The organism is Paenibacillus tundrae, from assembly GCF_036884255.1.
Classification (GTDB): domain Bacteria; phylum Bacillota; class Bacilli; order Paenibacillales; family Paenibacillaceae; genus Paenibacillus.
On the sequence record NZ_CP145605.1, the window covers coordinates 4,038,579 to 4,058,002 of the forward strand.

A 19,424-nucleotide genomic window follows, 5' to 3' on the forward strand; every position below is an offset into this window, starting at 1 on the left:
AAGGAGCCCTAGCCGGTTCCTTTTTCTTTTTGTATTGTAACAAGAATGATAATTATTATCAAGCCTTTCTTACAAAAAAACGTTATTCCCTTATCGCTCTCGGATGCACACTGGACGTTCTTCACACGTAAACTACGAAAGCAGTGCGTATGCCTATGAACGATTAGATCCAAGAGGTGAATAACGATGCCCGTTAAAAATGGCAAACAGTATATCGATCGTATCAATGCTCAAACGGTACCCGTGTGGTACAAAGGAAACCTAGTGACCGGAAACCGTTCAGACCATCTTGCGTTTGCTGGTTTAATGGATACTCAGGCCAAAATGTATGATATGCAGCACGACCCATTGCTTGCGGCTAAGATGACCTATGCCTCCCCAGTCGATGGCAAACCAGTCGGTCTTTCCTTTCTTCCACCCAAAAGCGTGGATGATCTGGAGAGACGCCGAATCTCCATGAATTTATGGTCTAATATGCATCATGGCTTCTTAGGTCGCTCTCCGGATTACATGAATACTGCAATCATGGCGTTTTACACAGCCGCAGACCTACTGAATGACTTATCACCACAATATGCTGAGAATTTAAAAAACTACTATGCTTATTGCCGCGACAATGACATTACACTCTCTCATGCATTCATTCAGCCCCATGCCAGCAAAATATCTGGACAGATTGACGCAACCGAAGATGCCATTGCGGCTAAGATCGTAGATCGAACACCTGATGGCTTGATCATTAATGGTGCATTCATGATGGCGACCCAGGGTGCCACTTGTGATGAGATTTTCGTATATCCTTCCCCTTCTCCTGCACCATTCGATGATGAGAATCCCTTTGCCTTCGCCTTTGCCGTCCCTAATGATCTGCCAGGCATCAGTATGATCTGCCGAGATACGTATGCTGCAGATTCGCGTTATAATTATCCGCTTAGCTCCAGATATGAAGAGATGGATAACATCGTCATTTTTGACCATGTATTGGTGCCTCATGAACGAGTCTTCTTCGCAGGAGATGAAGAAATGTCCTCACGTTTATTCAGCGGAAGTCATTTCCACATCTACGCAGGACATCAGGTATTGTGTCGCTATATTGCCAAGACAGAATTTATTTTGGGAACGATACAGTTACTTACGGAGACACTGGATCAAGTCTCTGAAGCTCATGTCATTGAAAAAACAGCTCGTATATTAGCAGGGCTTGAAACGCTAAAGGCGTTAGCGATTGCGGCAGAAATCAATGCTATACCCGATGGTAGAGGATTCTTACTACCTGCTCCCAAACCTCTGATGGCAGCGAACATCTTGTATCCGAAACTCTATCCTGACATGATCGACACGATGCAGTTATTAGCATCTAGCGGCATGATCATGATCCCACAAGAAGAGGAGTTCCAATCCGATGTAGCTGCTCACCTCAATACGTATCTTAAAGGTACAGATTCAACACCTATAGAACGTACTGCACTGTTTCGTCTGATCTGGGAGCTGGGTTCAGGTTCCTTCGGTGGAAGACAGACTCAGTTTGAACGGTTCTTCTTCGGCAATTCGATAACGGTATCGAATCGACTATATGCCGCCTACTTGAAGGACCAAACTTACCGCGAACTCGTTCGCAGTTTCATCGCAGGCGCAGAATGACGACATCTGTAACGTTTACATCATTTAAACGAGATGATCGTACACCGTCATAAGCTCAGAAGCGGGTCTGCCATAGTCAACATGCCTGAACGCTGGCTGGTCTCCGTACCCGATGTGAAACACACCCAACACTTTCTCTTCGGGAGTTAGACCCATCAAATTCATAAACACAGGATGATGTTGATAATCGTTCATCTTCCACACAGCATGCAAACCTTTTTCTGCTGCCAGTAACGAGAATCGTCTACTCCACGCCTTCGCGGGTAACGATTGATCCTCTCTGGCAGCAGATGGGGCTACGACGACTAGATGTGCTGGGATCGCCTCAGTGTACTGATACGTAGCCCAATCCCCATAACGATCAGCCAAGTGAGGAGGATAGCTCTGTCTAACTGCCTCCAAGTATAACTGGCGTCCTTCCCCGGCGAACAACATAAAGCGCCACGGCTCTGAACTCATTACATATAATGACGGGTCTGCTTCATCCAACAATTGTCCAATGACCGCTTGGGGTACAGGGAGTGGACTAAATTCACAGCTTCCAGCTTGACTTCTCACATTACCCATCTCATGTTTCGTATGGCTAGACATGGTATCAATCCTCCTTCATCTCACTTTAGCTTCTCTACATTAACCAGGTTTTCTTCGTCTCTAATTCACTTCTACGTCGATCAGCTTCTTCATGGATGCGAGCTTTGTCACGTGCACTGAATTGATCTGATTCTACGTCTTCAGCTTGCGGTACACTGTCTCGGATCAAATGAATATAATCCATAGAACGAGCAAGGGACTGGCGCCCAGGCATAAAACGGACTTTACGTCCTTCCAACAAACAATACACTTCAATCATGCCCGGCAGTGTGCCAAAGGCCTCATAACAAAACACACTTGCCATGTGCTGAAAAGCTTCAACGACATTGGGGTCATATACCACCATATACTTCTGGATTAATAGCGAATCCCAGCCTTCAGGTTGCCAAGCTGCATGAAAAATCATCGACAGCTCCATAGACAGCGAAGGAATTTCTGTTTTCCACTGTTCGAACAAAATCGAAGGATGCTGCAGGTCTTCATTGGTCCGGATGATACGTGATAACTCATCAATGATCTTATTTTTCACTTCCCAGTAGTGGAGCACCGATTCGAATCCCGTTGTTTTCTTAGGCCACCACTTCTCCAGCATATACTGGACAGGCACTTCTTTACGCACTTCCGGATCCATACTATAAAAGGCATTCACTGCGTGACTGACTGCATACTGGACTCGATGTCTCCATAGAAGTTGAGATGCCTGCGTGATCTCCGGTTCTGGGCGAATGAACCGGTGTGGGCTGCGCAGCATCTCCTCTAATTTGTAATCTTCAAGCAATCGTGTTGAGGTCCCTGACACCCCCAAAGGAACGCTTGCTTGAACATGTTGTTTTAACATCTTCTCTAGGACACCTGTAGTCCGGCAGCAATGAATTTTTTGCCAAAGTCACGGCAAGTATCCTTCTCCTGCTCAAGCGGACTGTATTCGATTTTAAGCATCTCTGGATATACTTCCGCCCCACGCTCCTGCAACTTCTCTGCAGCCAGATCAACCGCTCCGCAGTACTGCTCATAGGAAGTATCACCACTACCAAATACTGCGGCTCTTTTCCCGGTCAGATCTAACTCATCCAGCTCTTCATAAAAATCTAGAAACTCATCGGGTAGCTCACCATCTCCCCAGGTATATACTCCAATTAGAAATCCATCATAATCCAGCACATCCGCTGCATTACAATCCGTTACAGACTTGAGATCAGCCTCATGACCACTCTGCTTGATTCCTTCCACAATCAATTCAGCAATCTCTTCTGTATTCCCTGTCATACTTGCATAAGCCACTAACAATTTAGCCATCTATTATTCCCTCACTTTATTTAATCATGGATATTAATTCTCGAATGAAGTAACGTTTGAATTATCAAAATCATATGTGATAATGATTATCATTGTCAAATTAATTTTTCCAATGTAATCAATTTTAGTATACGGAGCTAACTTAGAAACAACACTAAAAAGCATATTGGTATGAAACTATACATCATTGTGTGGAGCAACCTTCCTCACAAGCTTGTTTTCTTATAGGTCTTGCGCCCCCCTAACTGGCGTATATGTCTATTTTTGTTGTACAATAGTATCCAAATGACTTTTGAAGGATGGATAAATGAATATGTACGTAGCTAATCAATGGAAGGATTATGAAGTAATTGATACAGGAGGCGGCGAGAAGCTGGAACGTTGGGGCGATGTCATTTTGCGTAGACCCGATCCACAGATTATCTGGCCACTTAAACAAGAAACGAATGAATGGCGTCAGGTGCATGGTCATTACCATCGTAGTTCTTCTGGTGGCGGCAGTTGGGATATGAAAAAGCCGATTCCTGAACGCTGGACAATTGGTTATGAAAATCTTAAATTTCATATTAAACCAACTAGCTTTAAGCATACCGGTCTGTTTCCTGAACAAGCCGCTAACTGGAGCTGGATGATGGATAAAATTAAGAACGCAGGTCGTCCAATCTCCGTATTGAACCTGTTTGCATACACAGGCGGAGCAACAGTTGCTGCTGCCTATGCTGGCGCTTCTGTTGTGCACGTAGATGCAGCCAAAGGCATGGTACAATGGGCGAAGGAAAATGTGCAGTTATCTGGGCTGGCAGACCGCCCTGTTCGTTTCATTACAGATGATGTATTCAAATTCGTACAACGGGAAGAACGTCGTGGTAACCGTTACGATGCGATTATTATGGATCCTCCTTCCTATGGTCGAGGACCCAATGGAGAGACTTGGAAGCTGGAACAGAACTTGTACCCGTTCCTTAAGTCCTGCATGAACATTTTGTCGGATAATCCGTTATTCTTGCTTATTAACTCATACACAACGGGTATCTCTCCAACGGTGTTGCGTAACATGCTTACGATGACGATGTCCGCTCAATATGGAGGCAACATTACCGCAGGTGAGATTGGCTTGCCGATTACACGTAGTGGTCTTGACCTGCCTTGCGGCATTTTGGGCCGCTGGGAGTCCTAGTCATGTCTGATCATTCACACCGTACGGTAGATATACCTATTTTGTTTGAGGATAATCACTTGCTTGGCATTGTTAAACCCGTGAACGTCCCAACACAGGAGGATGCCTCTGGAGATCCAGATCTGCTCACACTGCTTAAACAGGATCTGAAGGAACGCTACAACAAACCGGGCAATGTGTATCTTGGTCTCGTTCATCGACTTGATCGGCCTGTCGGTGGAGCGATGATCTTTGCCAAAACATCCAAAGCGGCTTCTCGTTTGTCTGAGACTGTTCGAGGACGAGATTTCCGTAAAATATATACAGCTGTTGTGCATGGCAAGCCACCAGCTCAGCGTGGCACGTTGAAGCATACGTTGCTGAAGGATGCCCGCACAAATACGGTTACCGTCGTGCCCCCAGGCACACCTGGCGGTAAAGATGCCGTATTAGACTACCAAGTGCTCGGTCAGAATGACCGATACAGCCTTGTGCGTGTTGAACTGCATACAGGCAGATCCCATCAGATTCGGGTACAGATGCAAGCCATCCATTGCCCTCTGTTCGGGGATCAGAAGTACGGCGCTGGAGTGAATAAACCAGGGCAGCAGATCGCCCTCTGGTCTACTATTGCAGGATTTCCCCATCCAGTAACCAAAGAAGAGATTACGCTAATATCACTTCCTCCGCGGGAATTCCCTTGGGCTGAATGGCCATTCAATTTGTACGAGCAGGCTTTTCAGAAATAGTACAATAACCGTGTATCCCGCTTAGACATGGGTACACGGTTTTATTCTTATGTGAAAGGAAAATTCATTCTTATGACACCATTCACACAAAATGTCGTCTCCATCATCTCTTCTATTCCTGAAGGCAAAGTCATGACCTATGGACAGATTGCAGCTCATGCCGGAAGCCCACGAGCTGCAAGACAGGTTGTACGTATTCTACACTCCATGAGCCGGAAGGAACGTCTCCCTTGGCACCGAGTCGTGAACGCCAAAGGTGAAATTGCCATTCCAGATGAACATTCACGGCTGATTCAAGAAACCGAGCTAATCAGTGAAGGTGTTGAATTTAAGCTCGATGGAACTATTGATCTTGTGCTATTTGGTTACCAGCCTGAGCCTGAATAACAAAAGAGAGCCTAGACAGATTAATCTGTCTAGGCTCTCTTTTTGTACAATTTCATTTTACGTGAAACATGATGCATTACGCTGTTGCGTTAACTTCGGACGATTCCTTAGGCGTCGGTTCGACAGCCGGCTTCGTTTTACGAATAAAGAACGCCATCAGCATAGCCACAATCGTCATACCAGTCGCTACCGTGAAGGCATAGTTAACACCATAGATCGTAGCGTCTGCGGTCGCACGCAACATTGCTGCTTGGTCATCCGGATTGATCTGTCCTTGAGCAAGTGTATCTGCCAGATGTGACTTCAGCTTACTACTCATAATAGTGACCAAGATCGCCGTACCAATCGCACCTGCTACAGTACGAAGTGTGTTAGACATTGCCGTACCATGTGCATTGAGACGCTGAGGCAGTTGGTTCAGACCAGCTGTCTGAATTGGCATCATCAGCATGGACATCCCGAACATACGAGCTGTGTAGATAAACATCATATAGCCATATGTTGTATCAATCGCTAAACGGCTAAGTCCCCAGGTCGTAACGGCTGTAATCGCGAGACCCGCAACGGACAACCAACGAGCCCCTACTTTATCGAAAATACGACCAGTAATCGGGGACATAATTCCCATCAGGATTGCACCTGGCATCATCAGGAGCCCAGATTCGATTGGTGAGAACCCACGAATATTTTGCAAGAAAATAGGTAACAAAATCATGCCTGCAAACATAGCCATCGTTACTAGCATGTTAATAATCGTTGTTAGTGTGTACATGTTGTATTTGAAAATACGGAACTCTAGAAGCGGATGATCGGTTGTCAATTGACGAATAACGAATAGTACCAGGGAAAGTGCACCTACAATCAGGCAACTGATAACAATTGCACTGCCCCATCCATCTGTACCTGCATCACTGAAACCATACAACAAGCTACCGAATCCAAGTGTGGATAAGATGACGCCTGGGTAATCCAATTTCGGTTTAGATTGACGTGTTACATTTTTGACAAATGCAATACCGATTGCTGTTGCAATAATAGAGAATGGCAGAATAATGTAGAACAACAGTCTCCAGGAATAGTGCTCTACCACGTAACCTGACAATGTAGGTCCGATCGCTGGAGCCAAAATCATCGCAATCCCCATTGTACCCATGGCTTGACCACGTTTCTCAATCGGGAAGATTGTCAGGAAAACAACGGTCATCAGCGGCATTAGGATACCTGCGCCTGCTGCTTGAATAACACGACCGACCATGAGAATGGCGAAGGTAGGACTAATCCCACAGACCAGTGTTCCTAATGTAAAAAGCATCATAGCCGTGATAAAAATCTGACGTGTAGAAAATTTGGCAATGAGATATGCTGTAACGGGAATCAGTACACCATTGACGAGCATATATCCAGTTGTAAGCCATTGGGCCTTATTCGCGTTAATCGCGAGGTCTTCCATGATTTTAGGAAGAGCTACGTTCATCAGGGTTTGATTCAAGAAGGCTACAAAAGCACCTATTAACAAAGCGGCAACGATTGGCCCTTTCTTGATGTTGTCCATCCCTACGGATGGCGCTGTAGCGGTTGTACTCATTGGTTGTTCATCTCTCTTCCTTCTAACTTTTCAATCATTTGAGTATGAATTCTTAGCAGATGATCGAGATCTTCCTTCGGAATGTCCAGAATAGGCGATACTCTTTCCATCCATAGGTGATGTGTCTCCTGCTGCGCCTTCTCCCCTTTATCCGTAATCTGCAACATAACGGATCGGCGGTCAGCATGTGAACGAGTCCGGATGAGGTATTCACCTTTCACGAGACGCTCTATAACCGCACTCATAGAGCTGCTTCCCATATGGCAAAGTTCTGCCACTTCATTGACTCCGATTGAAGGTCGCTCCTTCAGAATGGATAACACCATAAACTGAATAGAGGTCAACTCGATCTGCTTGTTTTCATTCCAGAATGCTCTGAAGAGCATTTGATTCACTTGTCGGAACGAATTAATAATATAGAATACTTCATACGTATCAGTCATTGTTTCACCCGTTTACTTTTGGAATATAATATTTCGCACACGAAATATCAGGGGAACAATTACTTATTATAACAAAAATATTTACATAGTCAACTCTTTACATATGATTTTTAAAATAATATTAGAACATATTATATTTGATATATAAAATATATAAGCAAGCCCGGTAGGAGCTAATCAGTTTGATTGTAGCTTTTCCCTGAACGATGAGATTATGCAGCCATAGTCTTGAACTGTAACGTTGTTCTAGTCGTCATGATCACCAAAAACCTCTATTCCACTTGAGGTGAAATAGAGGTTGATCATTTCGAGAATAAGATTGAGTTTAATGATTCGATTATACTTTTAGATAAACAAATTATGGTTCGCCTGATCTGCTTGTCCGAGATAATAACCAACGCCACCAATGACAGCCTGATCAATTAATTCCTCATGCTGAATGCCCATCAGATCCATCGACATCTGACAAGCCACGATCTCTACCCCTTGTGCGATAGCAGACTCCATAAGTTGCTCCAGCGAAGCGACATTATTTTTTTTCATCAGCCCCCGTATCATCTTTGAACCTGTACCAAACATATTCATCTTGGAGAGTCCCAGCTTGAGGCTGTTGCTTGGCAGCATCATATCAAACATACGAGCCATACCTGTTTTAGCAGGTGCTTGCAACATCTCGTGCTTGCGAATGATATTTAAGCCCCAGAAGGTGAAAAACATCGTTACTTTCCGTCCGCTTGCTGCTGCCCCATTGGCAATAATGAATGAGGCAATAGCCTTATCGAGTTCACCGCTGAATACCACCATAGTACTGGCTTTATCAAGTTGCTGTGAATGGCTTGTAATAGGTGAAGTATTCTTGGCTAAAACTGCCTCAATCACCCCGCCCTTGTCCCGCTCCAGCTTAAGAACGTCAGACCCGGACATTGTAGCCCATGCCTTCACATCCTCATAGAATCCTGGATCGGAAGCTTTCACTCGGAGAGTTTGTCCGTCTACCAGCTGATCCATTTTTTGTTTAACCTCGATTAAAGGCCCAGGGCAACTCAGACCACATACGTTCAATTCGTTATCGATGCGAAGTTCATCTGACGAATGTACTTGTGAGCCTTGCTTGGTTTCGTCATCCATCGGAATTTCCCCTTGCCCATCATCTGCTTTATTTATCTCATGGCGATTAATGTCGTTACTATTGTTCCTTCCGTTGTCCCCGTCGATGCCACCTCTTAAGACGGTTTCAGGTTTGAATTGTACCTGACGATAGGTTTTGTACCCCCCGCTCAAGTTTTTCACCTTATAGCCATGCTGGCGTAGAATTTGTGTGGCGGTATAACCACGAAGGCCTACCTGGCAATAAACCCAAATTTCTTTGGAAGCATCTAGGTCATCCAGACGTTGACGCAGCTCATCCACCGGAATGGACAATGAACCTGGAATATTGCCGTTACGGTATTCTAGGTCACTTCGTACGTCTAACAATACAGACTCAACAGGATTGCGCTCTGCCAGCTGATCATACGTGAATGAGTCTAATCGACCTGCAATCATGTTTTCAGCAGCATACCCGACCATGTTTACCGGGTCTTTCGCAGAAGAATATGGCGGTGCATAGCTCAATTCAAGTTCTGTCAAATCTCGTACATTTCCTCCGAAGTGAATCGCCACCGCAATATCATCAATTCGTTTGTCCACCCCCTCGTAACCAACAGCTTGTGCACCTAGAATTTTCCCATTCGAAGAGAAGAGCAATTTCAATGTCACTGCACTGGAACCTGGATAATAGGAAGCATGGGAGGCTGGATGTACGATCACAGTACGATAGTCTATCTGCATTCGTTTGAGCGTTTTCTCATTGCTGCCGGTAGATGCACCCGTTAACCCAAATACTTTGATGATCGACGTTCCTTGAGTCCCATTATAAGTTGTTGAGAGACCTGCAATCTGATCCGCTACAATGCGTCCTTGTTTGTTCGCAGGACCCGCAAGGGGAATTGCTGTCTGCGCACCATGAATGTAATCCCTCACTTCAATGGCATCACCCACGGCATAAATATGCGGAATACTGCTCTCCATCTTTTCATTAACAAGGATGTGCCCACGCGAACCAAGAGCCACGCCACTGTCCTGTAAAAATGAAGTGTCTGGTGTAACGCCGATCGCCAGAATAACCAGATCAGCAGATAATATAGTGCCATCGGACAATTCCACGCCGATACCTCGATCCAGTGTCCGGAAGCCTTGAACTCGTTGCGAGAATATGAGATTTACTCCATGCTGCTCCATCTCTTGCGCCAGCGTAGCCGCAAGTTCAGGATCAAACGGTGTTAACAGTTGATCATTGCCTTCAACCAAAGTTACATCGAGTCCAGCTTCCTTCAAATTTTCAGCCATTTCTACACCTATAAATCCACCGCCGATAACAATTGAACTTTGGTTGTTATGAGAACTTATCTGTTCTTTTATTCTATCGATATCGGGAATATTCCGCACGGTATAGATCAATGGGTTCTCTTTACCCGGCAGATCAGGCACAAGCGGATGGGCACCAGGCGACAAAATTAATTCATCATAACTTTCCTCATATAGACCACGTATAGCACTGCGTACCTTTACGGTGCGTTTACTTGAATCAACAGCTATAACCTCGCTTTGTGTTCGCACATCAATGTTGAATCGTTCCTCCATACCTTTCGGTGTCTGTACAAGTAGTCGTGTACGCTCTTCAATTGTACCTCCAATGTAATAAGGCAAGCCGCAGTTAGCAAATGAAATATAAGGCCCTTTTTCAAACATAATGATCTCTGCATGTTCGTCAAGACGCCGGAGGCGTGCAGCAGCAGATGCACCCCCTGCGACACCTCCCACGATTAACACTTTTTTACGTTTATTCATCTTCGCATTCATCCTTTTCGAATAAAATCCTAATTAACTGCTCCACACGTGCATCTGCAAGTACGTAATTTACTTCAAGACCATTTCGCTCTGTAGCTACGATTCCTGCACTGCGAAGCTTTTGCAGATGCTGTGACACCGTTGATTGCGGAAGATCCAGACATTCCTGCATATATGAAACGTTACATTTCTTTTTGCGCATCAAACCACGAACAATACATAAACGCACCGGGTGAGAAAGCGCCTTAAGTAACTCAGCTGGTTCGTCAAACTGTTTTAATTGATTCCGATCAAAAGCAGGCAATTCCAAAATAATTCCTCCTAAAACGTTATATCGTAATATTACGATATATTGATTTTGTTGTCAATTTTATTTTCTAAAAAGGCATATCGTATGAATTCATTGTTATTCTGTTATAACAATTCAAAATCAATTCAACCCAAAAAGCATATTCCCAGCTTATAAAAACCAGGAGTATGCTCAGGGGTACATCAATTCTGCTGGCAAGTCATCAGATATATACGTACTTCGTATCACTTTTTAGTTATATTGCCTTAGTTTAACCTGAACTCGTTAAGGCCGGCTCTTGAACGTTGGTTTTGGGTGCTGTCATCTTGCCAAGCAGGTATACCAGTAGTTGTTGATTGTGCATTGAAATATTACTAAGCACCGAATTCATGAAGTCGTTGCGAATAGCAATGCCTCGCTCCGTTTCCTTCCGTCCTTTGTCCGATAGAGAAACCCAGACGATCCGTCTATCTTGATTATCTCGATCTCTACGAATGAGACCATTCTTCTCCATGCGATCAAGCAACATCGTCACCGCCGCAGGTGTAGTCGCCAAAAAAGGAATCAAATCAGATGGCTTCATTCTCTGGTGATCCTCAAGAACCTCCAGTACTGCCAACTGAGCTTCAGTTAGGGAGGGGGCTAATTCTTGATCCATATGCAATTTATAGTCCTTTGTTAACCTTGACCAGCACTTCGCAAAATCGGAATTATACATGTTATAACGCTCCTCTCTGCATCCGGTTATCACTTCACCTGCTTAAGTTTTCGCCCTCAAAAGCCGCATTCCTGCTGGGTTTTTTCAATTTCCTAGCGATCGACCGTAATCGACGAAGGTTGTTAAACTTCGCATAAAAGCTCTCTTGTAATCCGCCTCATAGCAACAAAAAAAGACTCCTCACATGACAGGATCGCTGCACTGTGAAGAGTCTTCTATTATAACTATTTTTGAAATTTATGATGATGCGCCGGAAGCATCTTCCGTAAAGTCTCCGAGCAATTCCATAATTTCATCTTGCTTATCTACATGTACAAGTAACTTACCAATATGCTTACGCTCCGTAATCGGCACACCTTCCGAAGAAATCGCATGAGTATGCCCTTCCTTGGTCATTACATTAAAGCTTCGTTTTTCACGACAATAGAAGGCTGCTGCAATACGGCTACCGTTCGGCTTAACCCGTTTGCCTTCCTTAAACTCAAATGTTGCAAGACCTTTGCCTCCGCGGCTCTGTAATGCATAATCGAGCAATAATGAACGTTTGCCATAGCCTAGATCAGACAACACAGCAACTTCACCTTCATCGCCCTCTACCCATAAAGCAGCAACCACTTCGTCTGTATCTTTTAGCTGAATCCCGCGTACACCACCGGATACCCGTCCCATCGGATTAACTTCATCCTCACGGAAACGGATCGCCATTGCTTCTTTGGTAATCAGCATAATTTCTTTGTCACCTGTGCTTAAATGCACTGATAATACCTCATCATCCTTACCTACTTTGCACGCAGCCACAGCACCCGAACGTTTCGTTACATACTCTTTCAATTCGGTACGCTTCACCTGGCCGTTACGAGTCACAAACACCAGGCTATGATTAGGCTCCTCAAAGGACTTCACTGCAAGCACAGTGGATATCCGATCATCTTTGGCAAGTGGAATCACATTGACAATAGCTGTCCCTGGATCTTTCCATTTGAACTCTGGCACCTGATGAACAGGCAGAAGGAAGTATTGCCCTTTCTTTGTGAATACCAGTAGGTTTTCAAGTGTATTTACTTCAAGGACTTGTGATATATAGTCCCCTTCTTTTACACCGCTACCGTTACGTTCCCCACCAGATCTTGAAAAGGACTGCATGCCTGTGCGTTTAATGTATCCTTCTTTGGATAAAGTCACAAATACATCTTCCGCATTAACCAGCACTTCCAAATTAACTTTAAGCTCTTCGACTTCGCCTTGGATTGCAGAGCGACGATCAATACCGTATTTCTCTCGAATCTCCAACAATTCCTTACGAATTACTCCGATTAGCTTGCGGTCACTATCAAGAATAGCACGTAGCTGTGCAATCTTTTTCATCAGATCGCCAAGTTCTTTCTCCAGCGAAGTGATCTCCAGATTAGTCAAACGGTATAATTGCAGGGTAAGTATTGAATCCGCTTGGCGCTCGGAAAATCCAAACATCCACATTAGGTTATTCTGAGCATCTTGGCGGTTTTTTGATGCTTTGATCGCCGCGATCACTTCATCCAAAATATTCAGTGCTTTAACAAGCCCCTCTAGCACATGTGCACGGTCTTCCGCTTTCTCCAGCTCATACTGGGTACGGAACGTCACAACTTCACGCTGGTGAGCAATATAAGCTTCCAGAATCGCTTTTAAGCCCAACTGCTGCGGGGCTTTGTTGACGATCGCCACCATATTGAAGTTATAGGTGACCTGCAAATCGGTTTTTTTGAGCAAATATGCCAGAATCCCCTGTGCATCCGCTTCTTTTTTCAATTCGATTACGATCCGTAACCCTTCACGCCCACTCTCGTCACGTACCTCAGCAATGCCTTCGACCTTTTTCTCCAGACGGATGTTCTCCATCGCGGTGACTAGGCGAGACTTCACGACTTGATAAGGAATCTCCGTAATGACAATTTGCTGTCTGCCACCACGCATGTTCTCGATATCCGTTTTGGAGCGAATATAGATACGTCCTTTACCCGTGCGGTACGCATCTAGAATGCCATCACCGCCCATGATCAATCCACCTGTTGGAAAGTCCGGCCCCTTCATGAACATCATAATTTCTTCTAGCTCAATCGAAGGTTTCTCCATCACAGCAATACTTGCGTCAATGACCTCCCGCAGATTATGCGTTGGGATCTCCGTTGCAAAGCCAGAAGAAATCCCGCTTACACCATTAACCAACAAGTTCGGATAACGTGAGGGCAATACAACGGGTTCTTTAGCTGTGTTATCAAAGTTATCCTTGAACAAGACAGTACGTTTCTCAATATCACGTAACATCTCCATCGCAATCGGTGACAAACGTGCTTCTGTATAACGCATCGCTGCAGCCGGATCATCATCCTGCGAGCCCCAGTTACCATGACCGTCCACCAGCATATGGCCCATTTTCCATGGCTGTGCCATCCGCACCATACCATCATAGATGGAGGAGTCACCATGAGGGTGGTAATTACCCATAACGTCTCCAACGGTTTTGGCAGACTTACGATACGGCTTCTCAGGCGTATTACCCGAGTCATACATGGCATACAAAATACGCCGCTGCACGGGTTTTAACCCATCACGCACATCGGGGATTGCCCGATCCTGAATAATGTATTTGGAGTAGCGACCGAAACGGTCACCTACGACCTCTTCGAGAAAGGCCGGCATAAATTGTTCTGATAGACTCATTCCAAGCACCTTCTATTCTTCGTACTCTGTAAAGTCAACGTTCTCTACAATCCAGCGTTTACGCGGATCTACTTTGTCACCCATAAGTGTGGATACCCGTCGCTCTGCTTTTGCCGCATCCACAATTTCCACTTTGAGCAATGCACGCGACTCTGGATTCATTGTCGTTTCCCACAATTGATCAGGGTTCATCTCGCCCAATCCTTTGTAACGCTGAAGTTCGACGTTTTTACCTAATTCTTTCATGTAATTAGCCAACTGTTCATCCGTCCAAGCATAACGAACGGTTGACATTTTGCCTGATTTGCTAGTGATTTTGTATAGCGGCGGCTGAGCAATGTACACTTTACCCTCATCAATCAAAGGTTTCATGTAGCGATAAAAGAACGTTAGCAACAATACTTGGATATGCGCACCGTCTGTATCGGCATCTGTCATAATGATGATTTTGGAATAATTGCTGTCTTCAACCGCGAACTCGGTACCAATACCTGCTCCAATGGCAGCAGTAATTGCACGATACTCTTCATTTTTCAGTATGTCAGCAAGCTTGGCCTTCTCTGGGTTTAGCGGCTTCCCTTTCAGCGGAAGAATGGCTTGAATTTTGGAATCCCGCCCTTGTTTCGCTGAACCTCCCGCCGAATCTCCCTCTACAATGAACAACTCATTCCGAGAAAAGTCCTTCGATTGTGCCGGAGTTAACTTACCGTTCAGATTGGAACTTTCACTACGTTTCTTGCCTGAACGCATCTCGTCACGTGCCTTACGCGCTGCCTCTCTTGCACGAGAAGCCTGAACTGCTTTGCGAATCAATGTCTGTGCAACCTGTGGGTTCTCTTCTAAGAACCGTTGCATGTTCTCTGCCACGACAGAATCCACTACACTTCGAGCAGATGCGCTTCCGAGTTGGTCTTTCGTTTGACCGACGAACTCAACCTCAGACATTTTGACACTTATAACAGACATCATACCTTCACGAAGGTCGTTACCTTCTAGGTTTTTGTCCTTTTCCTTAATCATGTTCGTCCGTCTTGCGTATTCATTCATCACACGGGTATAGGCCGTCTTGAATCCGGTCTCATGTGTTCCCCCACCTCTGGTAGGTATGGAGTTAACAAATGACGCCAGCGTTTCGGTATAACCTGCGTTGTACTGAATCGCCACTTCAACTTCGATATCATCCTTCTCCGCAACAAAATGAATGACATCATGTAGCACATCTTTATTTTCGTTCAAGTATGCGACAAATTGACTTGCTCCACCTTCATACATGTACTCATCTTGATTTCCTGAGCGCTCGTCCTTGAGCACAATCCGTAGACCGGAGTTTAAGAAAGCAATCTCCTGCAAACGCTCCGCGAGTGTATCGTAATTTAACTGAATACCATTTTGAAAAACACGAATATCCGGCTTGAACGTAACCTTCGTTCCGGTGCGATTAGTATTGCCCAGCACTTCAAGGCCTGTAATAGGCTCTCCGACATGCTCTACACCTTTTTTATCTTGCCAATATTCGAATCGTTGACGATGAATCTTACCATCGCGGAAAATTTCAACTTCTAGCCACTCAGACAAAGCGTTCGTTACCGAAGCACCAACGCCGTGAAGTCCGCCAGATTTCTTGTATCCTGATCCACCGAATTTTCCGCCTGCGTGCAAAATCGTAAACACGACCTGGGGAGTAGGAATCCCTGTTTTATGTATACCTGTCGGAATTCCCCTTCCGTTATCCTGAACCGTAATGGAACCGTCCTTATGCAGGGTGATATCGATTTTGGAGCAGAATTTGGCGAGATGTTCGTCGACAGCATTGTCAACAATCTCCCATACCAAATGATGCAGACCCGAAGAACTGGTGCTGCCGATGTACATCCCGGGCCGTTTCCGAACCGCTACCAGTCCTTCAAGTACTTGAATGTCGTCCGCGTCGTAGCCTGAAGACCCTTGTCCTCCGCCTGTCGAACCTGCCGACATATCGATTTGCTCGACCATTCATGCTCCCCCTTCTTCACTACCAACTAAAAAAAATGCTAAAATGCAAACAGATGTTTTCTTATCCTTGTCCATTTTAATTCAAGATATCCCGTTTCGTAAAGACAAGGAATGACACAATCAGTGAAGCAACGCCCCAAACACTAAGCACAATAAGGGAAAATGACAAATTCATTCCTTCAATTGGCGGTAATCCACCTGACAAATAATTAGGAAGTTCAAGGTTTACCATGAAGAGATATTTGGCTGTCTCCCATGAAGCCGCCATGTTCGTAAGGATTGTTCCTGCAATCAGAGCAGCCATCATAATGACAATACTTGCAGCCGTACTTCGCACAAGAACCGATACCATAAAGGCCAGCATGGCTACGATCACACTAACAAACCAAATTAATCCTGCCTGCATGAGCATATACTGCCATTGATCTACAGCATGCACAGTCGACATGTCCACTTCTGTCCCCACAATCTTGAAGCCTGTGAAGACCGGCATCGTAAATCCTTTATATCCAAAAACAGCGCCCGATATGGCATAGCAGATCACATAAGCCGATACGACGATAATCGAAACAAACATGATCAGTGTGATCAGTTTGCTTAGAAGCACTTTCCATCGCCTAACCGGACGAGTTAAGAGCATTTTAATGGTTCCTGTTGTGCGTTCTCCTGACACAAGATCCGAAGCAATCGCCATAATTAACAGAGGAATAAATAAACCAACTGCATTATTCATGAACTCTCTCGTAAAGGTAACACCACCCGGTTCTTTCGGATTGATGTCATTTTCCAGATAATATTGCATCTGCTGGATATATACCGTTCTATATTTCTTAAATTCCTCAGGAACCCGATCACTGCCAAGCGAGTTCTGATTATCGGTAATTGCCTGTTGCAGCTCAAGTCGCCAATCGCCGTTAAACTTGTCTTGATTATTTTGCGAAGATTTCATCTGTGCATACGTAAACATCGGCACCAAAACGGCCAGAACGATAAAAATAATATAAAGGCGTTTTTTCTTCACCATTTTAATCGTTTCGTTGCGAATTAACGGCATAATATTACTCAATGGATTCACCTTCTGTCATTTTTAAGAATAGTTGTTCCAGTGTTGGCTGGATACGCTGCACACCTTCCACTTGAATCCCAGCTTGAACCATTTGCTGCACCAGATCAGGGATCTGCTCTTCAGGCATTTCGGCAACAACAGCGTTGGAACCAAGCCCTGCAACAAGAGTGTCATCCATCACATCGCCAGGTCGATCGACCAACGTAATCCCTGCATTCAACAGCATTTGTTTGCCTTGTTCCAGGGGTGTAAGATGCCATATCGCTAACTTCGAATGGTCTTCAATCAATTCATGAACGCCCCCAACCGTCAGTACACGTCCAGCACTTATTATGGCTACACGGTCACAGAGAAGCTGTATTTCACTTAACAAGTGACTGCTGACAAAGACAGCCATCCCTTCACTAGCAAGCTGCTTGATGAAGATACGTAATTCCTTGATCCCCTTAGGGTCAAGTCCATTTGTCGGTTCATCCAAAATGAGCAGTCGCGGACGTCCAAGCAGTGCTTGAGCAATTCCGAGGCGCTGACGCATCCCTAGAGAATACGTTCTAACTTTGTCGTGAATACGCTGATCGAGACGGACAATATCAACAACTTCCTGAATACGCTCATAATCCACGCCAGGTTGCATACGAGCGAAATGCTCCAGGTTCTCCCACCCGGTCAAATATGTATATACCTCCGGATTCTCAACGATGGAGCCAACGTACTTCAGTGCTCTCTCTGGATCTCGGTTCACGTCATAACCACAGACTTTAATGTTGCCTTCGGTTGGTTTGATCAGATCCACAAGCATACGAATTGTCGTTGTTTTGCCGGCTCCATTGGGTCCCAGAAATCCAAAAATCTCACCTGGTTTAACGTCAAACGTAACGTCCTTAATAATCCACTTACGTCCAATCTTTTTCTTCAGATGTTGTACGGATAATACTGAATCGTATTGCTGCTCTGCCATTTATTTCGCGCTCCCCTCTGCCGGTGTCTCTGCTTGATATTCCTGTGCAATCCGAACTGCAATTTGTTCATAGCCTTGTCCATTGGGGTGGAAATGATCGGATGATAAATATTCGCCCAGATGATTCTCAAATAGATCAAATGTAGGAACGAGCGTCATGTTGTCTTCATTGTCCAGAATAGCGGAAGCGGCATCGTTCCATGCCGAAACAACTGCATTACCAGGCTCCTCCAGTTCCTTCACATCACCAAACGGATTATAGAGACCAAGGTATGCAATCTGAGCAGTCGGATTAATCTCTTTTACTTTCTTCAATATTTCTTGAAGACGTTTAGACGTTTCCGGTAAAGCGGCTGACAACGATTCTGCTGTTGGTGGATTTTCCCCTTGCAGAACTTGCCCTCCCTGAAACAGGTCATTCGCCCCAATTGAAATGAGAATAAAATTGGACTGCTTCAGCACATAACGTACGCCTTGCTCATCGAGTTTCGTCAATAACGCATCTGTTCTCAGTCCATTAACACCAAGGTTATTCAGAACCTGTACATCGTAGCCCTCATCTTTCAGGATGTTTCCCGCCCGTCGTACAAAGCCTAAACCCTGATCATCTCCCGTACCTCTTGCTAGGGAATCACCAATAACAGCCATACGAATCTTGCCATCCTCTACAACAGCTGGTTCATCCTGATTATCACTTGATGCAGCTGCTTTATCGCCTGAATTCAGCGAGGTGTCTCCTTCCGGATAAATAACATCTTTTATCGCGTACCCAAATCCGAATATCAGCAACAAGGTTGCTAGTATTGATAATGTACCTACAATTCTCCAGATCCATGGTGCTGAATCCAGAACTTTTTTCTGTTTTTTCATCCATCACATCTCCACTCTTTACACCGCTACGGTGTATATAAATTTATAAATGACTTTACACTAAAGATGATGTTTTCATAATTAACATAAATGT

The 19,424-nt window shown here is 44.8% G+C and carries 17 protein-coding genes; 4 read left to right on the forward strand and 13 right to left on the reverse strand.

What is annotated here, in order from left to right:
* The first annotated feature begins 186 nt into the window (after positions 1–186).
* Positions 187–1,641, forward strand: a complete 1,455-nt coding sequence (locus V6W81_RS18055) for a 4-hydroxyphenylacetate 3-hydroxylase family protein (RefSeq protein WP_338539978.1) — start codon at positions 187–189, stop codon at positions 1,639–1,641.
* Between the two features lie 24 nt (positions 1,642–1,665).
* Here V6W81_RS18055 and V6W81_RS18060 read toward each other — a convergent pair whose 3' ends face one another.
* The 3 genes from V6W81_RS18060 to V6W81_RS18070 are packed head-to-tail and all read right to left on the reverse strand — an operon-like array spanning position 1,666 to position 3,528.
* Positions 1,666–2,232 carry a nitroreductase family protein gene (locus tag V6W81_RS18060; RefSeq protein WP_338539979.1) on the reverse strand — a complete coding sequence of 189 codons (567 nt, stop codon included), beginning with the start codon at positions 2,230–2,232 and terminating at the stop codon, positions 1,666–1,668.
* A 34-nt stretch (positions 2,233–2,266) separates the two neighbouring features.
* Positions 2,267–3,070: a hypothetical protein gene (locus tag V6W81_RS18065; RefSeq protein WP_338539980.1), complete on the reverse strand. Its 804-nt coding sequence runs from the start codon at positions 3,068–3,070 to the stop codon at positions 2,267–2,269.
* A gap of 5 nt (positions 3,071–3,075) precedes the next feature.
* Positions 3,076–3,528: a flavodoxin gene (locus V6W81_RS18070; RefSeq protein WP_056689646.1), complete on the reverse strand. Its 453-nt coding sequence runs from the start codon at positions 3,526–3,528 to the stop codon at positions 3,076–3,078.
* A 313-nt stretch (positions 3,529–3,841) separates the two neighbouring features.
* Between V6W81_RS18070 and V6W81_RS18075 the strand changes: the two genes are divergently transcribed.
* The 3 genes from V6W81_RS18075 (at position 3,842) to V6W81_RS18085 (ending at position 5,820) form a co-directional block, all read left to right on the forward strand.
* A complete protein-coding gene (locus V6W81_RS18075) occupies positions 3,842–4,705 on the forward strand; it encodes a class I SAM-dependent methyltransferase (protein WP_145047516.1) in 864 nt (287 codons plus the stop codon).
* A gap of 2 nt (positions 4,706–4,707) precedes the next feature.
* Positions 4,708–5,433 (forward strand): RluA family pseudouridine synthase, encoded by a 726-nt coding sequence (locus V6W81_RS18080; protein ID WP_338539981.1) that lies wholly within the window; start codon positions 4,708–4,710, stop codon positions 5,431–5,433.
* A gap of 72 nt (positions 5,434–5,505) precedes the next feature.
* Positions 5,506–5,820, forward strand: coding sequence for an MGMT family protein (locus V6W81_RS18085; RefSeq protein ID WP_338539982.1), 315 nt, complete (start codon positions 5,506–5,508; stop codon positions 5,818–5,820).
* A gap of 76 nt (positions 5,821–5,896) precedes the next feature.
* Here the strand turns inward: V6W81_RS18085 and V6W81_RS18090 are convergent, their stop codons facing one another.
* From V6W81_RS18090 to V6W81_RS18135, 10 genes are all read right to left on the reverse strand, one after another.
* Positions 5,897–7,405, reverse strand: a complete 1,509-nt coding sequence (locus V6W81_RS18090; RefSeq protein ID WP_145047402.1) for a DHA2 family efflux MFS transporter permease subunit — start codon at positions 7,403–7,405, stop codon at positions 5,897–5,899.
* On the reverse strand, positions 7,402–7,848 hold the full coding sequence (locus V6W81_RS18095) for a MarR family winged helix-turn-helix transcriptional regulator (RefSeq protein ID WP_145047403.1): 447 nt from the start codon (positions 7,846–7,848) through the stop codon (positions 7,402–7,404). Before V6W81_RS18095 ends, V6W81_RS18090 begins: the two co-directional genes overlap by 4 nt.
* A gap of 345 nt (positions 7,849–8,193) precedes the next feature.
* Positions 8,194–10,737, reverse strand: coding sequence for an FAD-dependent oxidoreductase (locus tag V6W81_RS18100; RefSeq protein ID WP_338539983.1), 2,544 nt, complete (start codon positions 10,735–10,737; stop codon positions 8,194–8,196).
* Positions 10,730–11,047: an ArsR/SmtB family transcription factor gene (locus tag V6W81_RS18105; protein WP_338539984.1), complete on the reverse strand. Its 318-nt coding sequence runs from the start codon at positions 11,045–11,047 to the stop codon at positions 10,730–10,732. Before V6W81_RS18105 ends, V6W81_RS18100 begins: the two co-directional genes overlap by 8 nt.
* 250 nt (positions 11,048–11,297) lie before the next feature.
* Positions 11,298–11,744, reverse strand: a complete 447-nt coding sequence (locus tag V6W81_RS18110; RefSeq protein WP_145047406.1) for a MarR family winged helix-turn-helix transcriptional regulator — start codon at positions 11,742–11,744, stop codon at positions 11,298–11,300.
* 237 nt (positions 11,745–11,981) lie between these two features.
* Entirely contained in the window at positions 11,982–14,444 is a 2,463-nt protein-coding gene (gene gyrA, locus V6W81_RS18115; RefSeq protein ID WP_338539985.1) for a DNA gyrase subunit A, read from the reverse strand.
* A 12-nt stretch (positions 14,445–14,456) separates the two neighbouring features.
* Positions 14,457–16,436, reverse strand: a complete 1,980-nt coding sequence (gene parE / locus V6W81_RS18120) for a DNA topoisomerase IV subunit B (protein WP_145047408.1) — start codon at positions 16,434–16,436, stop codon at positions 14,457–14,459.
* Positions 16,437–16,512: 76 nt separating this feature from the next.
* Complete coding sequence (locus tag V6W81_RS18125; RefSeq protein ID WP_338539986.1) at positions 16,513–17,502, reverse strand: ABC transporter permease; 990 nt, start codon at positions 17,500–17,502, stop codon at positions 16,513–16,515.
* Positions 17,495–18,460, reverse strand: coding sequence for an ABC transporter ATP-binding protein (locus V6W81_RS18130; protein ID WP_145047410.1), 966 nt, complete (start codon positions 18,458–18,460; stop codon positions 17,495–17,497). Before V6W81_RS18130 ends, V6W81_RS18125 begins: the two co-directional genes overlap by 8 nt.
* Complete coding sequence (locus V6W81_RS18135; protein ID WP_338539987.1) at positions 18,461–19,330, reverse strand: GDSL-type esterase/lipase family protein; 870 nt, start codon at positions 19,328–19,330, stop codon at positions 18,461–18,463.
* Positions 19,331–19,424: the final 94 nt, after the last annotated feature.